Here is a 21,486-nt window from a genome sequence, read left to right as displayed (position 1 = left end):
GTTCTATTCCCGCTTTGCAGAAGAACTTATCATTTTTTAGAGTCGAGCCGAAAAAACGTCAATTCATAGCCGTTTTTTCGGCTTATTTTATCTGAATCGACTGATTATTCTAACTTAAAACCGCAATACATCAGCATAAGACACACTTCAACAGTTGGCATCAATATTGCATTATAGTGTAAGCGGTTACATAATTTGATTTTTGGGAGGGGTTTGCATGATTTACAGCAATCCGAATACTGATGGTTCAAAGGTTCAATTTAAGTCAAAGTACGACAACTATATTAATGGAGAATGGACAGCTCCGGTTAAGGGAGAATACTTCGAGAACGTTTCACCTGTAACCGGCCAGGTTTTCTGTGAAATTGCTCGTTCGACCTCTGACGATATCGATTTGGCTCTAGACGCTGCTCATGCGGCAAAAGCAAGCTGGGGTCAGACGTCTGTAACTGAGCGTTCCAACATTCTTCTTAAAATAGCTGATCGCATGGAAGAAAACCTTGAAATGCTCGCAGTAGCAGAAACATGGGATAACGGGAAAGCGGTTCGTGAAACGCTTAATGCCGACCTGCCTCTTGCGATCGACCACTTCCGTTATTTTGCGGCTGCGATCCGGTCCCAGGAAGGTACGAACAGCCAGATAGACAACGATACCGTCGCGTATCACTTCCATGAGCCCCTTGGCGTTGTGGGACAGATTATTCCTTGGAACTTCCCGCTGTTAATGGCAACATGGAAGCTTGCACCGGCTCTTGCCGCAGGAAACTGCGTTGTATTAAAGCCCGCAGAGCAGACACCGGCCTCAATTTTTGTATGGCTTGAGCTCGTACATGACCTGTTGCCAAAAGGCGTACTGAACGTTGTAAACGGTTTCGGTGTTGAAGCAGGAAAGCCTCTTGCTTCAAGTGACCGTATTTCGAAAATCGCCTTTACGGGTGAAACAACAACTGGCCGTCTGATCATGCAGTATGCATCTGAAAACATTATTCCGGTCACACTTGAGCTTGGCGGAAAATCACCGAACATCTTCTTCCCTGACGTCATGGACGAAGATGATGCATTCCTGAACAAAGCAGTGGAAGGTTTCGTGATGTTTGCCTTAAACCAAGGTGAAGTTTGTACATGTCCTTCCCGTGCCATCGTACACGAGTCCATATACGACAAGTTCATGGAGCGTGTGGTGGAGCGAGTAAAGCAGATCAAAACCGGCAATCCGCTTGATACAGATACGATGATGGGAGCCCAGGCTTCACAGGAACAGCTTGAAAAAATTCTTTCCTACCTTGATATCGGAAAGCAGGAAGGTGCCGAGTGCCTCGTCGGCGGTCAGCGCAACCAATTAGACGGGGATTACAAAGAAGGCTACTATGTTCAGCCGACGATCTTCAAAGGCGACAACAAAATGCGTGTGTTCCAGGAAGAAATCTTCGGACCTGTTGTATCCGTTACAACGTTCAAAACGCCTGAAGAAGCACTGGAAATTGCCAACGATACCCTTTATGGTCTCGGTGCCGGAGTCTGGACGCGAAACATCAACACAGCGTACCGCTTTGGACGTAACATCGAAGCCGGCCGTGTATGGACAAACTGTTACCACGCCTATCCGGCTCACGCTGCCTTTGGGGGATATAAAAAATCCGGTATTGGACGTGAAAACCACCATATGATGCTCAACCACTACCAGCAGACAAAGAACATGCTTGTCAGCTACAGCGAAGACGCTCTCGGGTTCTTTTAAACCAACCTCTTACCAAAACGGTTGAACCGCAACATTGCGACAGAGTTCTGCCCGGTCGCAGGTAAATTGTGGAGAAGAAAGTCCACTCTTGATAACCACCAAGGAGGTTACCGCATGATCGAACGCGTGACGGCTACAGACGACGCTCTTGAGCTTATCGAAAAACTGAAAGACAAGTTTGGTCCACTCATGTTTCACCAGTCGGGAGGCTGCTGTGACGGAAGTTCTCCCATGTGTTATCCGGACGGGGAATTCCGCGTAGGACAATCTGACGTCAAGCTCGGTGAAATCGGCGGAAGTTCTTTCTTCATTTCCAAAGATCAGTATGAATACTGGAAGCATACCCAGCTCATCATCGATGTGGTCAACGGCCGCGGTGGGATGTTCTCTCTCGAAGGTCCTGAAGGGAAACGGTTTTTAACCCGTTCCCGCGTGTTTACCGAAGAAGAACGGGAGCAGTTAAAGTAACTAAATGAAAGCACCCTGGGTCCGTATTTCGGGCAAAGGGTGCTTACCCTTTTTTCCATCAAATTGTGAGGTGATAGGAAATGAACTTTTACAAGGATGACCCGTTAATTCAAAGCATCCTGAAAGACTCACTGGCACCCGATTTTTTTGAATGGGCAGATAAGGAGCTCAGTGCGTTTGGAGAAAAATGCGCCACGGTGATTGAGGAACGGGCACGGCATACTGACCGGGAAGGGCAGCCCAGACTGGTCCGCTACGACGCCTATGGCAATGAACAGCCCTATGTGTGGGTAAATGAAGGATACAAGCAAACGGTAAAAGAAACCTACAACAAAGGCATTGTCGGCTATATACATAAACCCATTCCGGAACTCAGCCACAAAGGGAACTACCTGTACTCTTTTGCCCAGGGGTACCTGTTATCCCAGACAGAGCCGGGCTTTTACTGCCCGGTTACCCTCACTATGGCTACCGCCTATCTCGTGGAGCAGTATGGCGATGCTGAATTAAAGGCGAAGTATCTTCCCCACATCCTTTCCACCGGAGACGATGAGCTCTATGAAGGAGCAACATTTCTTACCGAGCAACAGGGAGGATCGGACGTTGGCGCTAATGAAACCCGGGCGATTTACGATGAAGAAAAAGGAAGCTACCGCCTGTATGGCTTAAAGTATTTTGCCAGTAATGCGGGCATGTGCGGGGTGGCGGCGGTACTCGCCCGTCCTGAAGGTGCTCCGGCCGGCACTAAAGGATTATCGCTCTTTTTAGTCCCATGGAAAAAGGGGTCAAGTGACACGTCGGGGATAAAAGTGAGACGCCTGAAGGACAAGCTCGGTGTCCGTGCCGTTCCTTCGGGCGAAGTTGAGTTCGAAGGCGCTGAAGCATACATGATCGGGGAAAAAGAGCGGGGCTTCTATTACATGATGGAAGCACTGAATCTGTCCAGAATCTGTAATGCTGTGGCGTCTGTCGGGATAATGCGCAGAGCGTATACAGAGTCTTACTCCTACGCGAGTGAACGGGACGCCTTTGGGAGAAAGCTGATGGATTATCCGATGATTCAGGACAGCCTCGTGAAGATGAATGTGAAGCTGGAGGCAGAAGTCCGCACGGTGTTTGAGCTGGTCAAGGAATTTGATATGTGGTACAACGACCGGTCATCTGTTCCTGAAGACGGTATGCTCCGCCTTATGATCGCATTGATTAAGGCGGAAACGGCGGAAGAGGCTATTCATTTTTCCCATGAAGCCATTGAAATGCACGGCGGAAACGGCTATATTGAGGACTTTGTGACGTCCCGCCTTCTCCGTGATGCCCAGGTGCTTACGGTCTGGGAGGGGACGGCGAATATTCTCGGTCTTGAAGTGCTGCGCCTGTTTACCAAGTTTGATGCCGGAACCCGTTTTGCCGAACGAATGGAAAAAGAGCTGAGTGCCTGCTCGGATGGTATTGAAAAGACAGAGTTGCTTCAGTGTCTTTCCTGGCTGCAGGAGGAGATCAGTGATTTGGAAGATATGGATGAGGCTGAGAAGACACGGCGGATCAAGCCATTGCAAAAGAAAATGGTGTCAACACTCGAAGCGGTTACTCTTTTGAAGGCGGCTGAGAAAAGCGGGAATGAACGGAGCCAGAAGGCTGCTCAGGTCTATGTTGAGCACTTCCTCTATCCGTTATGGGGAAACAGTCAGGAACCCTGGTCATTACAGGACGGTTTAACGATTCTGTCTGCAAAAGCGGCGGTGGAGAAGGGGTAAAATACAGAAGGTGTCTAAGTAGAATGGCAATGGCTCTGCACGCTGCTCGCCGGCAGGAGAAAACCCACTCCTTCCGGCCTCTTTAAAGAAGGCAGCGGCTCCGCTCATTGCTTCGACATTGACCCAAGGGGGTCAATCTCTATTTTTCGTTAAGCCAGTACCGAAGCTTTCGTTCTGTAAGGTCGAGAAGTTCGGCAGCTCTTTTACGGTCGCCACTCGTTTCTTTCAGCACCGTTTCAATCCGTGCCTGAATAAGCTCCTTCTCATACAATCGGACTGCTTCCAGCAGCTCTGGAACGGTACAGTCTGACTCATGGTTCAGGAGGAGCCTTTCATCCAGCCGGCTTTCTGGCAGAGCGAGGTCACCCTCGTCAATGATTGTTTGTTGCGCTGGGAGAGTAACCGCCGTTTTTATCATCACATGGTTAAGTTCCCGGATATTGCCGGGCCAGGGATGACTTTCGAGCCGCTTAAGAGCTTGATCAGTCAGGGTTCTTTCCGGAAGTCCTTCCTTTTGAAAAAGAGAAACTACCAGATCCGGAATATCCCTGAGTCTTTTCGATAAAGGAGGCATGGTGATTTTCCCCACATCGAGACGGAACATCAAGTCTTCCCGAAACGCCCCTTCCTCCACTCTTTTTCTAAGGGGCCGGTGGGTAGCCGTGATGACACGAGCTGTCATTGGCAGGGACCCTTCCGCCCCGATCCGGTAAAATTCCTTTGTCTCGAGGACCCGGAGAAGTTTCACCTGAATAGCTTCTGATGCTTCACCGATTTCATCAAGGAAAAGTGTTCCACCTGCTGCCTGCTCAAACAACCCTTTCCGGTCCCTGTGGGCGCCTGTAAAAGAGCCTTTTTCATGGCCGAACAATTCACTTTCAAGAAGTGAATCTGCCATAGCCCCGCAGTTAACCGCTACAAAAGGGCGGTCCCACCGCTCGCTTGCGTGATGAAGAAACCGTGCCATCAGCTCTTTCCCCGTCCCCGTCTCCCCTTCAATCAACACTTGGTAATCCGTCTTCGCCCAGCGGAAAGCGAGGTCCAGTACTTCTTTCATGACCGGACTTTTCCCTACATACATCCCCACTCCCGCCGACAAATCCACCGGAGTTTCATCAAGTACCGTCATATCGCTCTCATTAGTCAAACGATCACCCCATCATTAGAAAGCGCTTTCGTTTGTATTCGATAAAAGTACCAAAAATCCTTCCTCCGCCAAAAAACGAGCAAACAAGAGGTCAGACAGCAAAACACCATGTTCAGGGGTCTGACCCCATATCCATCAAGTTAAGGAGTGACACTTCATATCGAAGCAAAAGTGTTAGATATGTGACCGGAATGTCCTTCGCTTTCCGCGGAGGTGCCGGCGAGCCTCCTCAGGCTTCGCCCTGCGGGGTCTCACCATGGCCCCCACTTCCGCAGGAGTCTTCGGACATTCCGGTCACATTCGTTTTCTACGCCAAAAAGTCTCATTGGAGTGGCTTACAGGCAGGGGCTGGAGTGTATACCTCCTTTTACAAAATTAAAGGAGGTACTTTTCAGGGGAAAAGCCGTTTTAAAGAAATGAAACAAGCCTTCCGTCCCACTTTTTCTAAACACTCTCTTGATAAGATCGCAAAAGATTGCACGTTTGTTGGAGTCTGACCCCGTAGCGCTTACTGTTTACAGACACAAAAAAGCTCCTGTTGCAAAATTCGTTCCCGCTCTTCTGCAAAAGGAGACTGACATGTGTAAAAGTATAGGCCATAATCATCTCATTTGATGATGCCTCGATAAAATCCCATTCCTGGACGGGTCTCAATTACGCCCCAATTCTCACCGAAACGAAAGTGGCAAACGTTTAAACCAGTATATTTTTACTGACTGCTGTGCAACGCTATTGGGTCTGCCCCCTGCCTCAAATAGTGTGTAATTATCCTGTCTTGGTGAGGTCGGATTGGTTTGTTTGTTGTTTTCCCACCGCGAAACCTTGATATTCAGTCGCATGAATGAACGGCAGCCAGCACAAGTTGTTAAACAACTCAGGGTCATGAAACCGGATTGTCTGGTACTGAGCGATAAAGTTTACTTCCATAAATCTGACCTTCTCATTTTTATCGATCCCAACATCCATTCCAATGTCTGCAAAATGATCATTTGGAAACGTTTCATCAAGAGCATAGCAGAAGCGTTCACAAAAATCACTGACCTTCTTGACAAGCTCCTGCTTCTTCCTTTTTGGATATCCGGAGAATACCTTATCTACTGTGAAAAAGCTCCCTCCTTTTGACCGGTTTGTGATTTTCTGTTTTTTACCAGCTACCCGGGCCATCATCCCACTGCACACCCACTTGTTCTGGTCCCTCTTTTGTACATACACTCGCAAATCAAATGGACGCCCGTTTTTTCGGATAAACTTCACCCACTCCTGAGCGAGATACCTTCCACTCTTCAAATTGATTGTTTTTAGGAAGGTTAAAAAGTCTCTTTTTGAAAAAACGGAGTAATTACACCTTTTTAACCCCCTGTAATCATATACATGATAAGTTTCGTCCACTTTTTTAACAAAGAAGATTCCATTTCCTTTTTTTCCATTCTTAGGTTTTACAATAATGTCTCCATGCCGGTCAAGCTCTGACAATACATCCTTTTTGCTTTTCAGCTCCACGCTTTGAATAATATTACTCTCTAATCCCTTTGTTTTGCCAACCTTTGTTTCAACTATGAGCTTATTATACACATTGGAATTGAATACAAGGCCCCCACGCTCATTGTATTCTTTAAGGATCGTTTTTCTTCGCTTTTTTGACATAGCACATCGCACGAATAACACTTCGGGTAAAGGTATCATTGTCTCAACCCACTTCTTGTTATGATATACCTTTCCTTTTGTGAACCCCTCTTCCGGGCTGAACAACTCAAGCGTGATAACGGCAAAAAGCCCCCCCAGCCTGGAGTAAATATCCGGTTTTCTCCGCTTTCGGGTAAACCGGTCGTTACGAACAAGAATACCGGTTACAGGTCCTAGTTTCAGTGTTTGGTCCTTCATCAGCATTCGATAAGGTAGTCCTTCAATAACAAACATCTTTTTTATTAATGCTGAAGAAACCAGAACTGTGTAGGGCTTAAGCTCAGTCCCGTTTTGTAATTCATCTGTCTCTTCCTCTACCTCCTTCACTGCAAGAGGGAGTTTAATCAGCCCGTGTTGAATGAATTCAGCCTCATTGTACTGGGAAATTAGATTGCCCGGCAGGTGAATTTCATACTCAGACGACTGAAATGTCTGTATATTAACCCAATTAGATTTCACTCGATCACCTTCTCATAAGAAATAACTTCTTATAATCAGTTTATGAAATGAGATCCTTTTCTGTATAACCATATATCCAGAAACGATAAAAAAAGAAAGTCTGTCTCATAAGGCCTGAGACAGACAATTGCTAAGATGCTTTCTTATCCACCTTAAACCCCTGCAGCTTTGTTGCATGAATTAAGGGCTGACAATTTATTTTTCTGTAAATCTCCTCGCTGATTTTCTGGAACCCCTTAAATTGCGGATGAAAGTTGACCTCAATAAAATGAAGCTTCTTCCGTTTATCAATGGCAATGTCAATACCTAAATCTGCAAAACATTCAGAAGGGTAGTTTGTTTCAAGTGTTGTACATATTTTCAAACAAACATCAACAACCTCTTCTTCTAAAGCACGTCTCCTTACCCCTGAGCTCGAAGACAATGCTTCAGAAAGCGATAGAACCGATCCACCTTTTGATATATTGGTAATCTTCTCCCCTTTTTGTGCCACCCTGCATTCAATTCCCGCGCACATCCACGACCTGTCGTCTTTATGCATGTGAACCCTGAGGTCAAAAGGACTTTTATTATAGGTTAAAAACCGGATCCACGGCTGAACCAAATGTGGCTTCCTTTTGAAATTAATGGTATCCAGCAGTTCTGCTAATTTTTTTCTTGAAATAACAGAGTACACTTCTGTATCGCTTTTATTTTTTCTATAGTAATAAACGAGATATTCATTCCTCTTTTTTCTCTTAATAAACATAATACCGTTTCCTTGAACACTCCTTACAGGTTTAAGTACAATTTTCTTATGTGCTGATAATGCTGAGAAGACATCTTTCTTATCCAGTACAGTCCTGCTTTTGATGACATACTTTTGGAGTTCACTCCTTTGCAGCACAGCATTCTCCACTTCTGCTTTGTTGTACCTGTTAGAATTGTAAAATACTCCTCCAAGAGCTTGGTATTTAGTAATTAATTTGACTTTTTTCTTTTTTTTCATTAAAGACCGGTTAAAAATGACCTCGGGGAGCGGTACGGTTTTTAATACCCACCTACTTTTACTGCTGTCATAAACCTCTCCAGTCACTATTCCCTTTTCCCAATCAAATTGACTAGGACTGACCAGTATGCCCCCCAGATGGGGATACACTTCTTCTCTTAAGTTTAACTCTTCCTGGCTTCTGATCATGATGCCGGTTACGGGGCCGAATTTAATGGTATCCCCTCTCGTAGTAAGTCTGTATGGGATATCCTTCAATAAATACAAATCATTCACCAGTGAAGCTGAAACATCAATGATAAAAGGATTCTCTTGAGTGCCTTTCTGACTGTTGTCAGTTAATTTTGCTTTTACAGTGCCATTCTTTTTTAGTAATCCGTGTTGAATTAGAGATAAATGTTCCAGGTGAGTAAAGATTATACTTGGAACACGTATGATTGGGTTTTCTCCAGCTGTTTCATTTATTTTTACCCAGAAACAATTCATTTTTTCACCTTCCCGACGCCTGCAGTTTTGTACAAGATATCTTATGATGGGTCAACTTGGTTGGTATACTCAGATAACTATTTTTCAGCTGGTTATTTCATTGTTCTCTTTCCTCCGTTTATGCCTTGGGGGCAGACCCTGTGTGGAAAGGGGTTACATATTGACAGGTGATTCGGACTGACATTTTTACCTCATTTTTACATAAAATGATACTGATTTCCTGTGATGGAAAATTGGTAGATAATCAGATGGTCTTATTTATTCGATTCTCGAAGGAAATGGATGTCGAAATAACGAAACCGTAGTCGACACTATTTTCAGGAGGGATTTTATATTATGAACCGAAACATCATGAAGCTCGTTTTTGCAAGTGCGCTCACGCTTGTCCTTTTACTGGCATCCCTGCCCTTTCAGCAGGCGGGTGCAGTCGGAAACGGACCGAACATCAACCCGAACCAGTCAATCAACAAAGACCGGGTAAAGACGTACGAAGAAATGTCTGATTTTCTCTATCATGTAACAGACCGATCAGACCGCCTGGAACTTGAAGTCATTGGTCAGTCTGTAAAAGAACGTGACCTCTTTTTAGTAAAATTCGGCAATAACCCTGACAATCCAACGATTGTTTTCCTTACCCAACAGCACGGTAACGAAGAAATGATTACAGAAGGCGCTCTTCATGTCATTAAAAACCTGAGCGGAAACAGCCGGCAGGTCCGTGAGCTTGAAGAAAAGGTAAATGTATTGTTTGTGCCGCGCATTAATCCTGACGGGGCTGAGGGTGATGTGAACTTTGACATCAGTGATTACACAGCAGGGGGAACGTCCACCCGTTTTAACGCCAATGAAGTCGATTTAAACCGTGACCACAATGACCGTACTCAGCCTGAAACCATTGCCCTTCATGAGAATGTTTTGCAGAAATACGATATTGATTATTTAATTGATTTCCATCATCAAGGGACATCACCGGTCCTCGATGACCGCTATGTATCCGGTTCCATGCTTTATCCAACTAATCCTGGTGTAAGTGAAGAAACTGTGATCGGGTCCAAGCAGCTTGGAAGTGTCATCTATGACGCTGTAACTGCTAAAGGATGGGGCCACCTTGCTAAATATCCGGGTGGAAGCGAAAATACCATTGCTCGTAACGGACTTGCATATGAGTATGACTTCTCAACATTATTGTTTGAAATGCGCGGCATGACGGATAACAGCCGTGAAGAAGCTGTTCTTGGCCAGAAGAGTAACGGATACTTAATTAAACAGGCTGTCGTATCCATGGAAGCAGCGATGGAAGCCATTGCTGACGGATCGATTCACGATGCAGATATCAACTTCTGGGACGACCTTCCTTATCAGGAGTACAGGGATCAGGAAGAAGGGCAGGAATAAAACGAAAAACCAGGCGCTAAGATACAGGGCGTCTGGTTTTCGTTCATATTTCGGGAAAGCCGTTATATAGTATTCTTAGTTTTAAAGGTGTTGAGTTTTCTTTTGACTTAATTAAACCTGGCTGCTATCTCTCATTACCGTCCCCTGATGAAAAAACATCTGCCAGCGTCCACTTTCAAACCTCCATACAGAACTTCGTAATGACCTGACCTTTCGTGTTTGGTCATCACATACATACGTTGCCAGAACATCATTCTCCCCCAAAGAATGCAAAGAGAAGCCGGATAGAGTCATCTCTCTTACCCCTACTCCCCCTTCACCAGTACAATCTTTTTTATAAAATACCACTCCCGAACTTCCGTGCTCAAAGAAATCATCATGAAGAAGTTCATTTATTTTTACCGGGTTCGTACGTACGGCAGGACTGAGAAGAGAAACTTCCAGCTCTTTTATACGCTCTTTCAATTGAGTGTTTTCTTTCACCATATTTATCACCTTTCATTCTTTTATTTGAAACAAAGCTTATACGAGGTTAGTCTGCTTTAACTTATGGTCATGGGAATGCCCCCAAAAATTTAATTTCCTATGAAAAATGTACGTTTCTACCAGGAGAAACGTACATTCTCTTAATCGTCATTTTTCATAGAATACAGCATAAAGACCGAAAGGGGGTGAAGCGAATGGGACTTTTAAATTTTTGCTGTGCCGAAGTTACTGCTGATATTTCATTATTAGGAACAGAAATTGCTGCTGATGTAAATTTAGGTTTGTTCACCTTTCCAGTTGATGCTGCTGGTGTAGGAGTTATTGAAGTATTAGGAGTGGTTGTAACAGTAGAGTGTCCAAGCATTGATGCTGTAGTAGATATTACAATAGCACCTGGTCTTACAGCTGAACTAACAATTAATACTACAGAGGGAGCTTGTACGCCAGAGTAACTCTCTCATTTAAAGTTTGACAATCGTATTAAATTGATGAGTAATCAGTGGTGTCCTATAATAGTGTTTTTACTTTATAGGACCCTCTGACTCTGAAAATAAACGTAGCTACTCTCCTCTTTAAAGCCCGATGCAAAATTGATAAGAGCGTGGATTGAACAGGATCGCCAGTTGCTTCGGAGAGGCTGTTCTTTGTAACTAAAAATAGTATATATTTTTTAACTCCGAAAAAACGAGAAGAAATCACTATGATTACTTCTCGTTTTCATTATGTGTTTCTATTCTTACAGAAAAAGGTACGGGTATTTATGACAGCTTTTTATCGATTATTTTCGTAGAGAGAATTTACTTAACCTCACACCTATCATTTTTCCACCCCAGCCCCCGGCTTTGATAATTTATCCACTGCCATTTCCCGCAGCCTGAACTTCTGGATTTTTCCCGAAGCTGTCATCGGGTATTCATCCACAAACTCAATGTAGCGGGGGATTTTGTGCTTGCTTATTCTGCCATCAAAGTAGTTCTTAATTTCATCAGCCGTCGCCGTTTCTCCTTCTTTTAGAACGATCCATGCGGATACTTCTTCCCCGTACTTCTGGTCAGGGACCCCGACAATCTGAACATCCAGTACTTTTGGATGCTGATAGAGAAATTCTTCAATTTCACGGGGATATATATTTTCCCCGCCACGGATAATCATGTCTTTCAGTCTTCCTGTTACTTTTACATAGCCGTCTTCGTCCATCACAGCCAGGTCACCTGTCCTGAGCCACCCGTCCTCTGTAATCACCTCTTTTGTCGCAAGAGGATCTTTATAATAGCCTTTCATCACGTGGTATCCACGAGTGCATAATTCCCCCTGCTGTCCGCGTGGTGCTTCTTCATCTGTGCCCGGATATACAATTTTCACTTCTACATTTGGAAGGGCCCGTCCGACAGTCTCCGTCTTTCGTACAAGGGAATCATTTACCCTGGTCTGTGTAATAACAGGGGATGACTCTGTCTGACCGTAGGCAATGGTCATTTCTTCTGCTCCCATTTTATCAATGACACCTTTCATGACTTCCACCGGGCAGTTGGAACCAGCCATAATCCCTGTTCGAAGGTGTGTAAAGTCATGCTGGTCTATGGCTTTTTCATTCAGTTCAGCGATGAACATCGTCGGCACCCCATGGAGAGCGGTACATTTCTCCTTAGAAACCGCTTCCAATACTGCTTTTGGGGTAAACTCCTGTACCGGGACCATGGCAGCACCAGCATTCACACACGCGAGTGTACCGAGAACACAGCCAAAACAGTGGAAGAACGGAACAGGGATACACATCCGGTCTTCGTTTGACAGATTCATGCACTCAGCAATATTCGCCGAGTTGTTAACCAGATTACTGTGCGTCAGCATAACCCCTTTCGGAAATCCTGTCGTACCCGATGTATACTGCATATTAATGACATCATCCGGCTCAAGGCTTTCCATTCGTTCGTTAAGATCATCATCCGAAATCTCTTCAGCTTTTGCCAAAAGGTCAGGCCAGCTCCACATACCGGGATGCTTTTCCTCGCCCATAAAAATCACGTTCTTTAAGTATGGCAAGCGTTCAGACTGCACCTGCCCGGGTTCAGACTCTTTCAGCTCAGGTACAATCTCGTAGAGCATATCAAGGTATGATGCTCCTTTAAATTCATCCATCAGGATAATTGTCGTTGCATCCGACTGTTTGAGCAGGAACTCCAGCTCAGCGGTTCGGTAATTGGTGTTAACGGTTACAAGAACAGCCCCCATCTTCCCCGTAGCGAACTGAGTTGTTACCCATTCCGGTTTATTTGAAGACCATATTGCCACATGTTCGCCACGCTCAATACCCAGCTTCATAAGTCCCTTCGCTACTCGGCGGCACTCACTATCAAACTGCTCATATGTAAGACGCAGCCCCCGGTCAGGATAGACCAATGCATCGTGATGGGGCTGTTTTGCAGCTGTGTCTTCCAGAAGTTTCCCTACTGTTGAATGAATCATTTCTGCCATATCGAACGCCTCCTATTAAATTCACCTGTTACTGTGATTATAGAGGTTGAATGAGCGCTTGGTCAATCAGATTTCAGAATGTTTCGTCTGTTCCGCGGTCAAATTATTTGTTTTCCTGTTCTCCTTGCCCAGATCTATCCATGCTTTGCATTATGGTCGTTCTTATTTTGTTCCATAAACGATCCATTCTCGTTTGATTCACTTTTCATGAAGGAAGGTGATGACCTTTCATTTATATACCCCTGACACTGTGCGGCATAAAGAAGTGGCTGCCAGCTGATTTTTTTATACATAAGCCTGTTAAAACTCCGAAAGCCTTTAAACGCAGGTGAAAAGTTGACTTCAATAAAGCGAATCGTATAATCTTTTTCCAGACCAATATCCATACCAACGTCCGCAAAGTGATCATCCGGTAAAGCTTGATCTAAATGAGTGCAAAACATATCGCAGAAATGAAGGATCCTCTCCTTAACCATGTCCCTTATTTCTTCGGAACAATTTCCCATTGCCTGGCTGAATGAGATCGCTTTTCCTCCCTTCGATACATTCGTGATCTTTTCTCCTGCTCTGGCAACCCGGCATTCTATTCCATTGCATATCCAACTGCCTTCATCTTTCTGCATGTGAACTCTCATGTCAAAAGGGGCTCCTCTGTACTGCAAAAAGCTGATCCACTCTTGCATTATATATCTTTTACGCGTTGCTAACTGGTTCAAGTACGTCTGCAGTTCCTGGTGGCTGACTACCTGCTGACGTGCTTTCCTCGTTTTCCTGTAATCGTAGATCTGATAAATATCAGTATCTTTCTCTTCAATGAAGATTACTCCTTTTCCCCTTTTACTTTTTGAGGGCTTGAGTACAACCTTTTTTTTGTCTTTCAAAAAATGAATAACACTGTCGGCGTTTTCAATCAAGGTACTTGTAATAAAAGCATCTTTTAACTCTATTATGCCACCTAAATGGTGTTCGATCTCATACTTGTCATGACGCCTTGTGTTAAACAAGATTCCCCCCATTCTGCGATACTCATCCAGCAGCAAATGCCGGTATTTTTTCAAAGTCCCTCTTACATATATCACTTCCGGTAAAGGAACCGTTTTTCCAATCCACACTCTGTTTTTGTGATCATACACTTTTCCTGCCACGGTTTTATTAACGAGGTTTATACTCTTTCTGTTTAAAAAAACCAGTATTCCTCCAATGACGTGGGTTATTTCCTTTCGGGCCGTCCCACTTACCCGATCAGATTTATCCACTATAACCCCTGTAACCGGTCCGATTTTGAGTGTACTGCCAATAACAATTGCCTGAAAAGGCAGATCCTCAATAATGTACAGGCTCTTAATCATTGAACGGGGCATCTCTATCATTAATGGCGATTCCCTGGTCCCTTTCTCCTCTTCATCAATGTCTCGTATTTCAAACGTACATTGTTGTTTCAACAGCCCATGTTGAACATACGCCAAATGACTGAGCAGATGATCAAACTTCCTTGGAAGCTGTACATCACTTTTCTCACACTCTACATTCCTGATTTTAATCCAAATTGAAAACATCTGTCTCCCTCTCTGTCTCATGTAGTTAACCTCTTTCTATTCTATGACCGGTTCATTTTTTTGGCCGAGCATTCACCTAACAGAGAGGAATCTGTGCGAGCTTACCCACAGTTATGCACAGCCTCCATAAAAAAAGAGAGCGATTCATGAGGTATAATGCCGTCTCATGTATCGCTCTCTGAATAAAAGCGCAGCCGCCACTCTCTATTATGAGCAGCGAGCAAGTCTTTTTCAGTTTGATTCTGACTTTAACCGGACGTCACATGCTCTTACGAAAGGCAAGGATATTATTGTATACGCTCTCATCTTCCATCCCCATGAACATGTTAATCATAGGTTTGAAGTTTGCTTCGATAATCCACAGGCGTCCGTATTTATCAATTGCCAAGTCAAGACCAATCTCTTTATCTTTTTTGTAATACTTTTGCAGATGCCTTGCAAGAATAATAGACAGATAGTCAATTTTTTGATTTAACCGTTCGACGGATACACGACCTTCCAATGAAGATTCGCCAATCGCTTCTTCTAATGTTTTAACTTGGATGCAGGCGTTAGAAATAATGTAGTCTTCAAAAGTAACCTTTACGGCTTTTCCGGAAACAACCCAATTCTTTGACCTTTTTTTTCTTTGCAGCATGATCCTCATATCAAATAGTTGGTCATCTATCGTAGCCAGAGGAATGTACCGTTGGATGACGTTTTTTTTCCGGTCTTTTATTCTTTCTACGTAGAATAGCATTGACTGAAAGTTATCAAATGTTTTTGAAGTATTGCCTATATGAACTTCATATTGTTTTTTCCCAAAAAAATAGTTCCTTCCCAGGTCAGAAATCTTGATAACCCCTTTGCCAAGTTTTCCTACATTCGGTTTAATAATGACCTGCTTGTGTCTACCAAGCATTAACAATAATCTCTCTCTTGTATAAAGACACGTTTCTGGAAGATAGTTCGCCAGAAAACGATTTTTTTTCATAATTTTATATTTGGTATATTTTGATTTAGACCTTCCCACACTTTCACCCCCTTTCTACTTTTCTACTCTACTTCCAGCATATTCTCCTCATCCTGCTTCGCCACCGTCAAACACATATATTTCTCTTGCACAATCTGCAATTCAGCTGTTGCAACAGAGAAGACTAAACGAAAACCCGGCGCACAAAAAAACCTTCCCTTGGAAGGTTCAACTCTCTTATTATGAAGCAACAATAAATCCCTGTTTTGACGTTGAATAATAGATTGGCCTTTGACAAATGTCCTGGTAAGATGATGGGGAGATTTTTTTGAACCCTTTAAATAATGGACGGCAGTTCGCCTCGATGAACCATACTTTTCCCGCACTATCCAGTGCAATATCCATGCCTATATCTGCAAAGCAGTCGTCCGGGTACGCCTGATCGATGGCCTCACCTATCGTTTTACAAATTGTTGTGAGTTCGTCTTTCAATTGGTCGCTGTCTGTTTCAGACTCCATAACGGCTTCAAAAGAAAGAGGCTTCCCTCCCTTGGCAAGATTTGTAACCTGCTGGCCCGAAGCAGCCACTCGGCTTTCAATTCCACTGCAAATCCAGCCTTCATCGTTTTTCTGCATATGAAACCGCATGTCAAAAGAATTACCTTTGTAAGTTTTAAATTGTATCCATTTTTGAACGATAAAACGCCCACTATCAAGGTTCCGCTCCTTCATAAAGCTTATTAGTTGATTGGTTGAGAGAATTCTACTCATTGCAATTCTCACATTTTTATAGTCCGCAACCTTAAACCTGTTCCATCCGATTTTCTCGATGAATAATACACCGTTCCCTCCTACCCCGGCTTTTGGTTTGACAACAATCTTTTTAAACCGGTATACCATAATGAATATATCTCCTATGGTGTTTACACCTCTCTGTTCGATAATAAATTCCTTTAATGTTTTATCTTTTGCGAGTATTGCGTCGAGGGCTCCTTTATAAAGGGGTCTCGTATTAAAAATAGTGCCACCCATTTCTTTATATTTTGTAATCAGTTCATCCGAAAATTTTGATCCTCTTCGATAAATAACATCAGGTAACGGAACGGTAGCCAACTTCCACTTTGTCTCGTTTCCTGCATAAACCCTGCCTTTTACTGTTTTATTTTCCCAATCAATATTACTCTTTTTAAACACGGTAAAGATTCCACCGGTTCTGTGATAATTTCTTACCCTATTCATCCCTGTGGATTTGTCACTGGAGACAGTCATACCGGTCAGTGGGCCAATTTTAATCGAAGATCCCTTAAAAATAACCTGATATTTAACACCTTGAAACAAATAAAGCTTTTCCATGATCTTTTTTGAAAAGCTGAGAGTCAATGGACTATCAATTTCTCCACTTTCGCCTGTTCCTTTTTTTGTTATGATCTTGCAAGGAAAGTGCAACAAGCCATGTTGAATACTGGTATGGTTATAAAATTTCTGAAGAAATTCCTCAGGTACAGCAATCTGGTTATCCTCACATTCACTTTCTATCATTTTTGCCCATAATACTCTAGTCACTTTGTGCACCTCCGTCCTATTTCTTCCTTCTATAGTTTATGAACCAAGCTCTTAAATGCTGTAGTTATAAGACTAGTTCGTTAAATGAGGATGGAAGTACGTAAATGACTGTCGTATATGCTGTCATTGAAGAACAAAAACGCTGGCGCTGGACGTGGAAAAGTTTCACCATAAAGTTATCCACATTTTAGTGATTTAAAAATCTCTGGTGTATATAAAATGGACTAAACCATAATAAAAACGCTTCCTTTATACACGGCATAAAGGAAGCGTTCGTGAAGTTTGTTTATGTTCCGCAAAAGGTGCGGTAAGATCGATTGGATGGTTCCGGAGGAGTTGTATATTCCTTCTCTGGTTTTTTTGTGTAGGGTTTGGACAGAGCATCCAGAAGACGTTCCAAAACACTGAAATCCCCTTCTCCAGCAGCTTCCAGTGCCTCTTCCACCTTGTGGTTACGAGGGATAACAGCAGGGTTGGTTTGCTGCATCACTTTCCGGGAAGACTCATTAGATCCTTCCTGCCTGTTCAGCCGTGACTGCCACTGCCCATACCATTCACTAAATTCTGCAGAGCAGGACAATTCATCCACAGGCTGATCAAATGAAAGGGCACGGAAGGTATTCGTATAGTCAGCTTTGTTTTTCTGCATGACACTCAGAAGTTTCTCAACAAGAGATTCGTCTTCTTTTTCTTCGTTTAACAAACCTAATTTTTTTCGCATACCGTCAAGCCAGATACGCTTGTAACGTTTACTGAAATCAGCCATCACAGCCTGTGCAAGCTTTACCGCTTCTTCCTCATCCTTGTGAAGCAGAGGCAGGAGAGCTTCTGAGAACCTTGCAAGATTCCAGCCGGTAATATAAGGCTGATTTCCATAAGCATAGCGACCCTGAACATCGATAGAGCTGAATACGGTTTTTGGGTCATACGTATCCATAAATGCGCACGGTCCGTAATCAATCGTCTCCCCGCTTATAGTCATATTATCGGTGTTCATGACGCCATGGATGAATCCGATATGCTGCCATTTCGCCACAAGGGAGGCCTGAGACCTCATCACTTCCTTAAGGAAGGAAAAATACCGATTTTCATCGTTTTTTACATGGGGATAATGGCGCTCTATTGCATAATCTGCAAGAGTACTGAGGTCATCCACTTTTCCCACTCCTGCACTGTACTGAAAAGTTCCGAATCGAAGGTGACTGGCTGCTGTCCGGGTCAGGATAGCACCCGGAAGTTCCGTTTCACGGTAAACGGGCTCCCCGGTAGTAACGACAGAAAGACTCCGGGACGTCGGGATACCGAGTGCATACATGGCTTCACTGATAATATATTCCCGAAGCATCGGGCCAAGTGCCGCACGACCGTCTCCTCCACGGGAAAAAGGGGTAGGTCCCGACCCCTTCAGCTGAATATCGACCCTCTCCCCATCCGGGGTCATCTGCTCCCCAATCAGCAGTGCGCGGCCGTCTCCCAGCATGGTGAAATTCCCGAACTGATGCCCGGCATAGGCCTGGGCAATAGGTATTGAATCTTCCGGAACATCGTTCCCTGCAAGAACATTTATCCCCTCCTTGCTTTGTAACTCTTCAGCATTCAGGCCCAGTGTGGCTGCCAGCTTACTGTTAAGTACAACAAGCTTTGGATCTTCAACCGGGTTTGGATTGATCAGGCTGAAAAACGATTCAGGCAGCCGGGCGTAGCTGTTATCTAAATTCCAGCCTTTTTCTTCTGGTAATTTCGTCATGAAATCTTCCTTTCTTCATTATATTCCTTTATACAGGTTTATGGTCTTATTAACGTCCGCCGGTCTTCGTTTATTATACGTTTCTAATATGCCTCTATTTTAACTGTAACATTAATGCTTTTCGTGTGTGAAACATATGACCCCTCATACCTGAATCAGGCGAAACCCAAATTGTCTTCCTCTCAGCTTTGTAAGAAATACTCTCTTCGTACATAGTCATATTATCTCAACATTGAATCTTAACTATTATCTCTCCACTAAATTTGTCCTCTATTAGGTAATAGCTGTCGCAAGAGACTCGTTAATACATATAAGTAACAGTAGCACAATAGAGGTGATGAAGCCGTTATGCGTATATTAATGATTGCTCCAGAAAAATTTCCCGTACCACCAAAGGACGGGAAATCGGTTGAAATTTGTATATATAATATTGCTAAAAAATTATCAGAGAAACATATGGTAACCGTGATCAGTGTAAAAAGAAAAAGATTACCCAGAAATACAACAGACGGGAATCTGCAAATCATAAGAGTCAAAGGAGGGCTGAAAAAAAGATATCTCTCACAAGTAGGGAAAGCAGTAAAAGGACGTAAATTTGATATTATTCAGGTTGATAACCGCCCCTCATTCCTTCCTCAAATTCGGAAATTGTTTCCCGATATACCTATCAGCCTCTTTTTACACTCTTTAACATTTGTAACTCCCCCTAAATTATCCAACTCCAGAGCCCAAATGTATCTAAAGTATGCTAATTGCATTGTTGCAAACAGCGATTCTTTAAAAAAAGAATTGAGATTTCTATTTCCCCAACAAGCTAAAAAGATGCACATCATTCATTTAGGGGCCAACCTCACACATTTCCGTCCTCCTACTGGAAAAGAAAGAAAAAGAAGCCGCTCAAAGTATAGAGCTGATGGTCACTTTGCAGTCCTTTATGCAGGACGCTTCATCCCCCTAAAAGGGATTCCCAACTTGCTTAAAGCAGTGCGTATTGCCTCTAAACAGATTCCAACCATAAAGCTTTTTTTGGCAGGGAGTGGAAGTAAAAAATATACTTTCTATTTAAAAAAAGAAGCAGCCAGATTAAACATTCCTGTTCAGTTCCTTGGACGCATTCCGATTAAAGAAATGCCAAAGGTATATTGGATGTCTGATTGTTTTGTCTGCCCGACAAAAGGTCACGAGGCTTTTGGCCTGGTAAATGTGGAGGCACTTGCATGCGGAGTACCAACCATTGCTTCTAAAACAGGAGGGATTCCTGAAATTATTAAGCATCAAAAAACAGGACTACTGGTTTCAAAAATAAACACCCCTCACGCCTTTGCTGCTTCAATGAATCAGCTGGCATCCGATGGTGAACTCGCAAGCCGGTTATCACTTAACGGAAGAAACAAATGTGTCTCTGTATTCAGTTGGAAAACGACCGTCACGAACCTCGAAATCCTATATACATCTTTTATAAAGAGGAGTAAAAAATGAAAAAGAAAACAGTGCTTCATATGTGGGTTTTGACAGCAGAATATGAACCGTATCTACTCGGTGGTTTGGGGACGGCAGCGACTCAATTGACACATGAACTCTCAAAAGAGAAGTGTAAAATAACGGTGATCACCAGACACCAGTCAAAGTCAATGTCCGTTGTACGAAAAGGTAACCTAAACATTCTGCGCTTCCCTACCCACTATAGGTCAAAAAGAATAAAAAGAATTTTAAGAGAGAAGAAACTCCCTCTTCCAAACGTTATTCACATTCATAGTTTGCAATATTTACCCTTAGTCAGAACAATGAAAAAGACTGGTAAAATCCCTGTAGTTTACACATCACACTCAATCGTGAAAGAGAGTAAGGGGAAACGGTCCGTTTTTACACCGAAAAACCAGAAGTCGTTATACAAATTGGCTGACGCCATTGTCGTACCTAGTCAGAGCGAAGCTTTTCTTTTAAAAAGAAAATATCCATTGTTCAAAAATAAAATAACCGTGATTGAACACGGTGTAAAAGGAAGTAATCATACAACCAGCGCCCCTCCCCACTTGTTAGTTTATGTAGGCAGACTGGTAGAAAAAAAAGGGGTTAAACAGCTTTTAAACGCCGTGCCTGTTTTGGTGAAATACAACTCCAGCATGAGGCTGTTTTTTATAGGGGAAGGACCCAAATCCTACGAAAAAAAACTAAAGCAACATGTGAAAGCCTTAAAAATTAAACCTTATATTAAATGGGTTGGGAAATATCCATACAGCAAACTCCAGAAATCCTACCAAAAGTTTGGAGCAGTAATCATGCCAAGCACAACCGAATCATTCGGCTTAGTGGCATTAGAGGCACTGGCCCACGGTGTACCGCTTGTTTCAACACGGGAAGGCGGACTCAGCCTTTTTGTAAATAAACATGTGGCACAGGTTATTCCTAAGGTGGACTCCAAATCAATTGCTGATTCAATTATAAAAATGTGGAAAAACCCGCGATTAACAAAGAAGAGAGTAATAGAAGGAAAAAAGGTTGCCAACTTATATCGTTGGGAGGAAGTTAGCAAGCGCTATTACAAATTATTCATTAACGTTACCAGAAAACGCTAAAGTGAATAAGAAA

16 protein-coding genes are annotated in these 21,486 nt (G+C 43.4%); 7 read left to right on the top strand and 9 right to left on the bottom strand.

What is annotated here, in order from left to right:
- Positions 1 to 217 precede the first annotated feature (217 nt).
- From adh to JSY36_RS04430, 3 genes are all read left to right on the top strand, one after another.
- Entirely contained in the window at positions 218 to 1,738 is a 1,521-nt protein-coding gene (gene adh, locus JSY36_RS04440; protein ID WP_205165413.1) for an aldehyde dehydrogenase, read from the top strand.
- Between the two features lie 114 nt (positions 1,739 to 1,852).
- Positions 1,853 to 2,206 carry a DUF779 domain-containing protein gene (locus JSY36_RS04435; protein WP_205165412.1) on the top strand — a complete coding sequence of 118 codons (354 nt, stop codon included), beginning with the start codon at positions 1,853 to 1,855 and terminating at the stop codon, positions 2,204 to 2,206.
- An 80-nt stretch (positions 2,207 to 2,286) separates the two neighbouring features.
- Positions 2,287 to 3,960, top strand: a complete 1,674-nt coding sequence (locus tag JSY36_RS04430) for an acyl-CoA dehydrogenase family protein (RefSeq protein ID WP_205165411.1) — start codon at positions 2,287 to 2,289, stop codon at positions 3,958 to 3,960.
- A gap of 139 nt (positions 3,961 to 4,099) precedes the next feature.
- Here JSY36_RS04430 and JSY36_RS04425 read toward each other — a convergent pair whose 3' ends face one another.
- From JSY36_RS04425 to JSY36_RS04415, 3 genes are all read right to left on the bottom strand, one after another.
- Positions 4,100 to 5,107 (bottom strand): sigma-54 interaction domain-containing protein, encoded by a 1,008-nt coding sequence (locus JSY36_RS04425; RefSeq protein WP_205165410.1) that lies wholly within the window; start codon positions 5,105 to 5,107, stop codon positions 4,100 to 4,102.
- Between the two features lie 765 nt (positions 5,108 to 5,872).
- On the bottom strand, positions 5,873 to 7,249 hold the full coding sequence (locus JSY36_RS20810; protein ID WP_205165409.1) for a YheC/YheD family protein: 1,377 nt from the start codon (positions 7,247 to 7,249) through the stop codon (positions 5,873 to 5,875).
- A 130-nt stretch (positions 7,250 to 7,379) separates the two neighbouring features.
- Entirely contained in the window at positions 7,380 to 8,723 is a 1,344-nt protein-coding gene (locus JSY36_RS04415) for a YheC/YheD family protein (RefSeq protein WP_205165408.1), read from the bottom strand.
- Between the two features lie 336 nt (positions 8,724 to 9,059).
- Between JSY36_RS04415 and JSY36_RS04410 the strand changes: the two genes are divergently transcribed.
- A complete protein-coding gene (locus tag JSY36_RS04410) occupies positions 9,060 to 10,118 on the top strand; it encodes a M14 family zinc carboxypeptidase (RefSeq protein WP_205165407.1) in 1,059 nt (352 codons plus the stop codon).
- Positions 10,119 to 10,229: 111 nt separating this feature from the next.
- On the opposite strand, the gene JSY36_RS04405 is transcribed toward JSY36_RS04410, so the two are convergent.
- The gene (locus JSY36_RS04405) at positions 10,230 to 10,604 is read right to left on the bottom strand and encodes a nuclear transport factor 2 family protein (protein ID WP_236784554.1); all 375 of its coding nucleotides are present in this window, start codon (positions 10,602 to 10,604) and stop codon (positions 10,230 to 10,232) included.
- A 194-nt stretch (positions 10,605 to 10,798) separates the two neighbouring features.
- Between JSY36_RS04405 and JSY36_RS04400 the strand changes: the two genes are divergently transcribed.
- Positions 10,799 to 11,056 carry a hypothetical protein gene (locus tag JSY36_RS04400; protein WP_122900580.1) on the top strand — a complete coding sequence of 86 codons (258 nt, stop codon included), beginning with the start codon at positions 10,799 to 10,801 and terminating at the stop codon, positions 11,054 to 11,056.
- Between the two features lie 364 nt (positions 11,057 to 11,420).
- Here JSY36_RS04400 and JSY36_RS04395 read toward each other — a convergent pair whose 3' ends face one another.
- The 5 genes from JSY36_RS04395 to JSY36_RS04375 all read right to left on the bottom strand — a co-directional run bounded on the left by JSY36_RS04395 (position 11,421) and on the right by JSY36_RS04375 (position 18,897).
- Positions 11,421 to 13,079, bottom strand: coding sequence for an AMP-binding protein (locus JSY36_RS04395; protein WP_205165406.1), 1,659 nt, complete (start codon positions 13,077 to 13,079; stop codon positions 11,421 to 11,423).
- A gap of 134 nt (positions 13,080 to 13,213) precedes the next feature.
- On the bottom strand, positions 13,214 to 14,635 hold the full coding sequence (locus JSY36_RS04390) for a YheC/YheD family protein (RefSeq protein ID WP_205165405.1): 1,422 nt from the start codon (positions 14,633 to 14,635) through the stop codon (positions 13,214 to 13,216).
- Between the two features lie 259 nt (positions 14,636 to 14,894).
- Positions 14,895 to 15,647: a YheC/YheD family protein gene (locus tag JSY36_RS04385; RefSeq protein WP_122900576.1), complete on the bottom strand. Its 753-nt coding sequence runs from the start codon at positions 15,645 to 15,647 to the stop codon at positions 14,895 to 14,897.
- A 180-nt stretch (positions 15,648 to 15,827) separates the two neighbouring features.
- The gene (locus JSY36_RS20805) at positions 15,828 to 17,150 is read right to left on the bottom strand and encodes a YheC/YheD family protein (protein ID WP_205165404.1); all 1,323 of its coding nucleotides are present in this window, start codon (positions 17,148 to 17,150) and stop codon (positions 15,828 to 15,830) included.
- Positions 17,151 to 17,436: 286 nt separating this feature from the next.
- Positions 17,437 to 18,897, bottom strand: coding sequence for a protein adenylyltransferase SelO (locus tag JSY36_RS04375; protein ID WP_205165403.1), 1,461 nt, complete (start codon positions 18,895 to 18,897; stop codon positions 17,437 to 17,439).
- Between the two features lie 348 nt (positions 18,898 to 19,245).
- Here JSY36_RS04375 and JSY36_RS04370 point away from each other — a divergent pair, with 348 nt between their 5' ends.
- Both JSY36_RS04370 and JSY36_RS04365 read left to right on the top strand, forming a co-directional pair.
- Entirely contained in the window at positions 19,246 to 20,376 is a 1,131-nt protein-coding gene (locus JSY36_RS04370) for a glycosyltransferase family 4 protein (RefSeq protein WP_205165402.1), read from the top strand.
- Entirely contained in the window at positions 20,373 to 21,473 is a 1,101-nt protein-coding gene (locus JSY36_RS04365) for a glycosyltransferase family 4 protein (protein WP_205165401.1), read from the top strand. Before JSY36_RS04370 ends, JSY36_RS04365 begins: the two co-directional genes overlap by 4 nt.
- Positions 21,474 to 21,486: the final 13 nt, after the last annotated feature.

It is taken from the genome of Alteribacter salitolerans, from assembly GCF_016901055.1.
Taxonomy (GTDB): Bacteria; Bacillota; Bacilli; order Bacillales; family Salisediminibacteriaceae; genus Alteribacter; species Alteribacter keqinensis.
Note: the sequence above shows the minus strand (reverse complement) of the source record. Positions and strands in the feature narration are given on the sequence as shown.

What these genes read in the sequence shown, in the direction of transcription:
- JSY36_RS04390 (WP_205165405.1), bottom strand. Translation starts at nt 14,635, where the DNA reads ATGTTTTCAATTTGGATTAAAATCAGGAATGTAGAGTGTGAGAAAAGT.
- JSY36_RS04375 (WP_205165403.1), bottom strand. Translation starts at nt 18,897, where the DNA reads ATGACGAAATTACCAGAAGAAAAAGGCTGGAATTTAGATAACAGCTAC.
- JSY36_RS04370 (WP_205165402.1), top strand. Translation starts at nt 19,246, where the DNA reads ATGCGTATATTAATGATTGCTCCAGAAAAATTTCCCGTACCACCAAAG.
- JSY36_RS04430 (WP_205165411.1), top strand. Translation starts at nt 2,287, where the DNA reads ATGAACTTTTACAAGGATGACCCGTTAATTCAAAGCATCCTGAAAGAC.
- JSY36_RS04410 (WP_205165407.1), top strand. Translation starts at nt 9,060, where the DNA reads ATGAACCGAAACATCATGAAGCTCGTTTTTGCAAGTGCGCTCACGCTT.
- JSY36_RS04415 (WP_205165408.1), bottom strand. Translation starts at nt 8,723, where the DNA reads ATGAATTGTTTCTGGGTAAAAATAAATGAAACAGCTGGAGAAAACCCA.
- JSY36_RS04405 (WP_236784554.1), bottom strand. Translation starts at nt 10,604, where the DNA reads ATGGTGAAAGAAAACACTCAATTGAAAGAGCGTATAAAAGAGCTGGAA.
- adh (WP_205165413.1), top strand. Translation starts at nt 218, where the DNA reads ATGATTTACAGCAATCCGAATACTGATGGTTCAAAGGTTCAATTTAAG.
- JSY36_RS04400 (WP_122900580.1), top strand. Translation starts at nt 10,799, where the DNA reads ATGGGACTTTTAAATTTTTGCTGTGCCGAAGTTACTGCTGATATTTCA.
- JSY36_RS04435 (WP_205165412.1), top strand. Translation starts at nt 1,853, where the DNA reads ATGATCGAACGCGTGACGGCTACAGACGACGCTCTTGAGCTTATCGAA.
- JSY36_RS04365 (WP_205165401.1), top strand. Translation starts at nt 20,373, where the DNA reads ATGAAAAAGAAAACAGTGCTTCATATGTGGGTTTTGACAGCAGAATAT.
- JSY36_RS04395 (WP_205165406.1), bottom strand. Translation starts at nt 13,079, where the DNA reads ATGGCAGAAATGATTCATTCAACAGTAGGGAAACTTCTGGAAGACACA.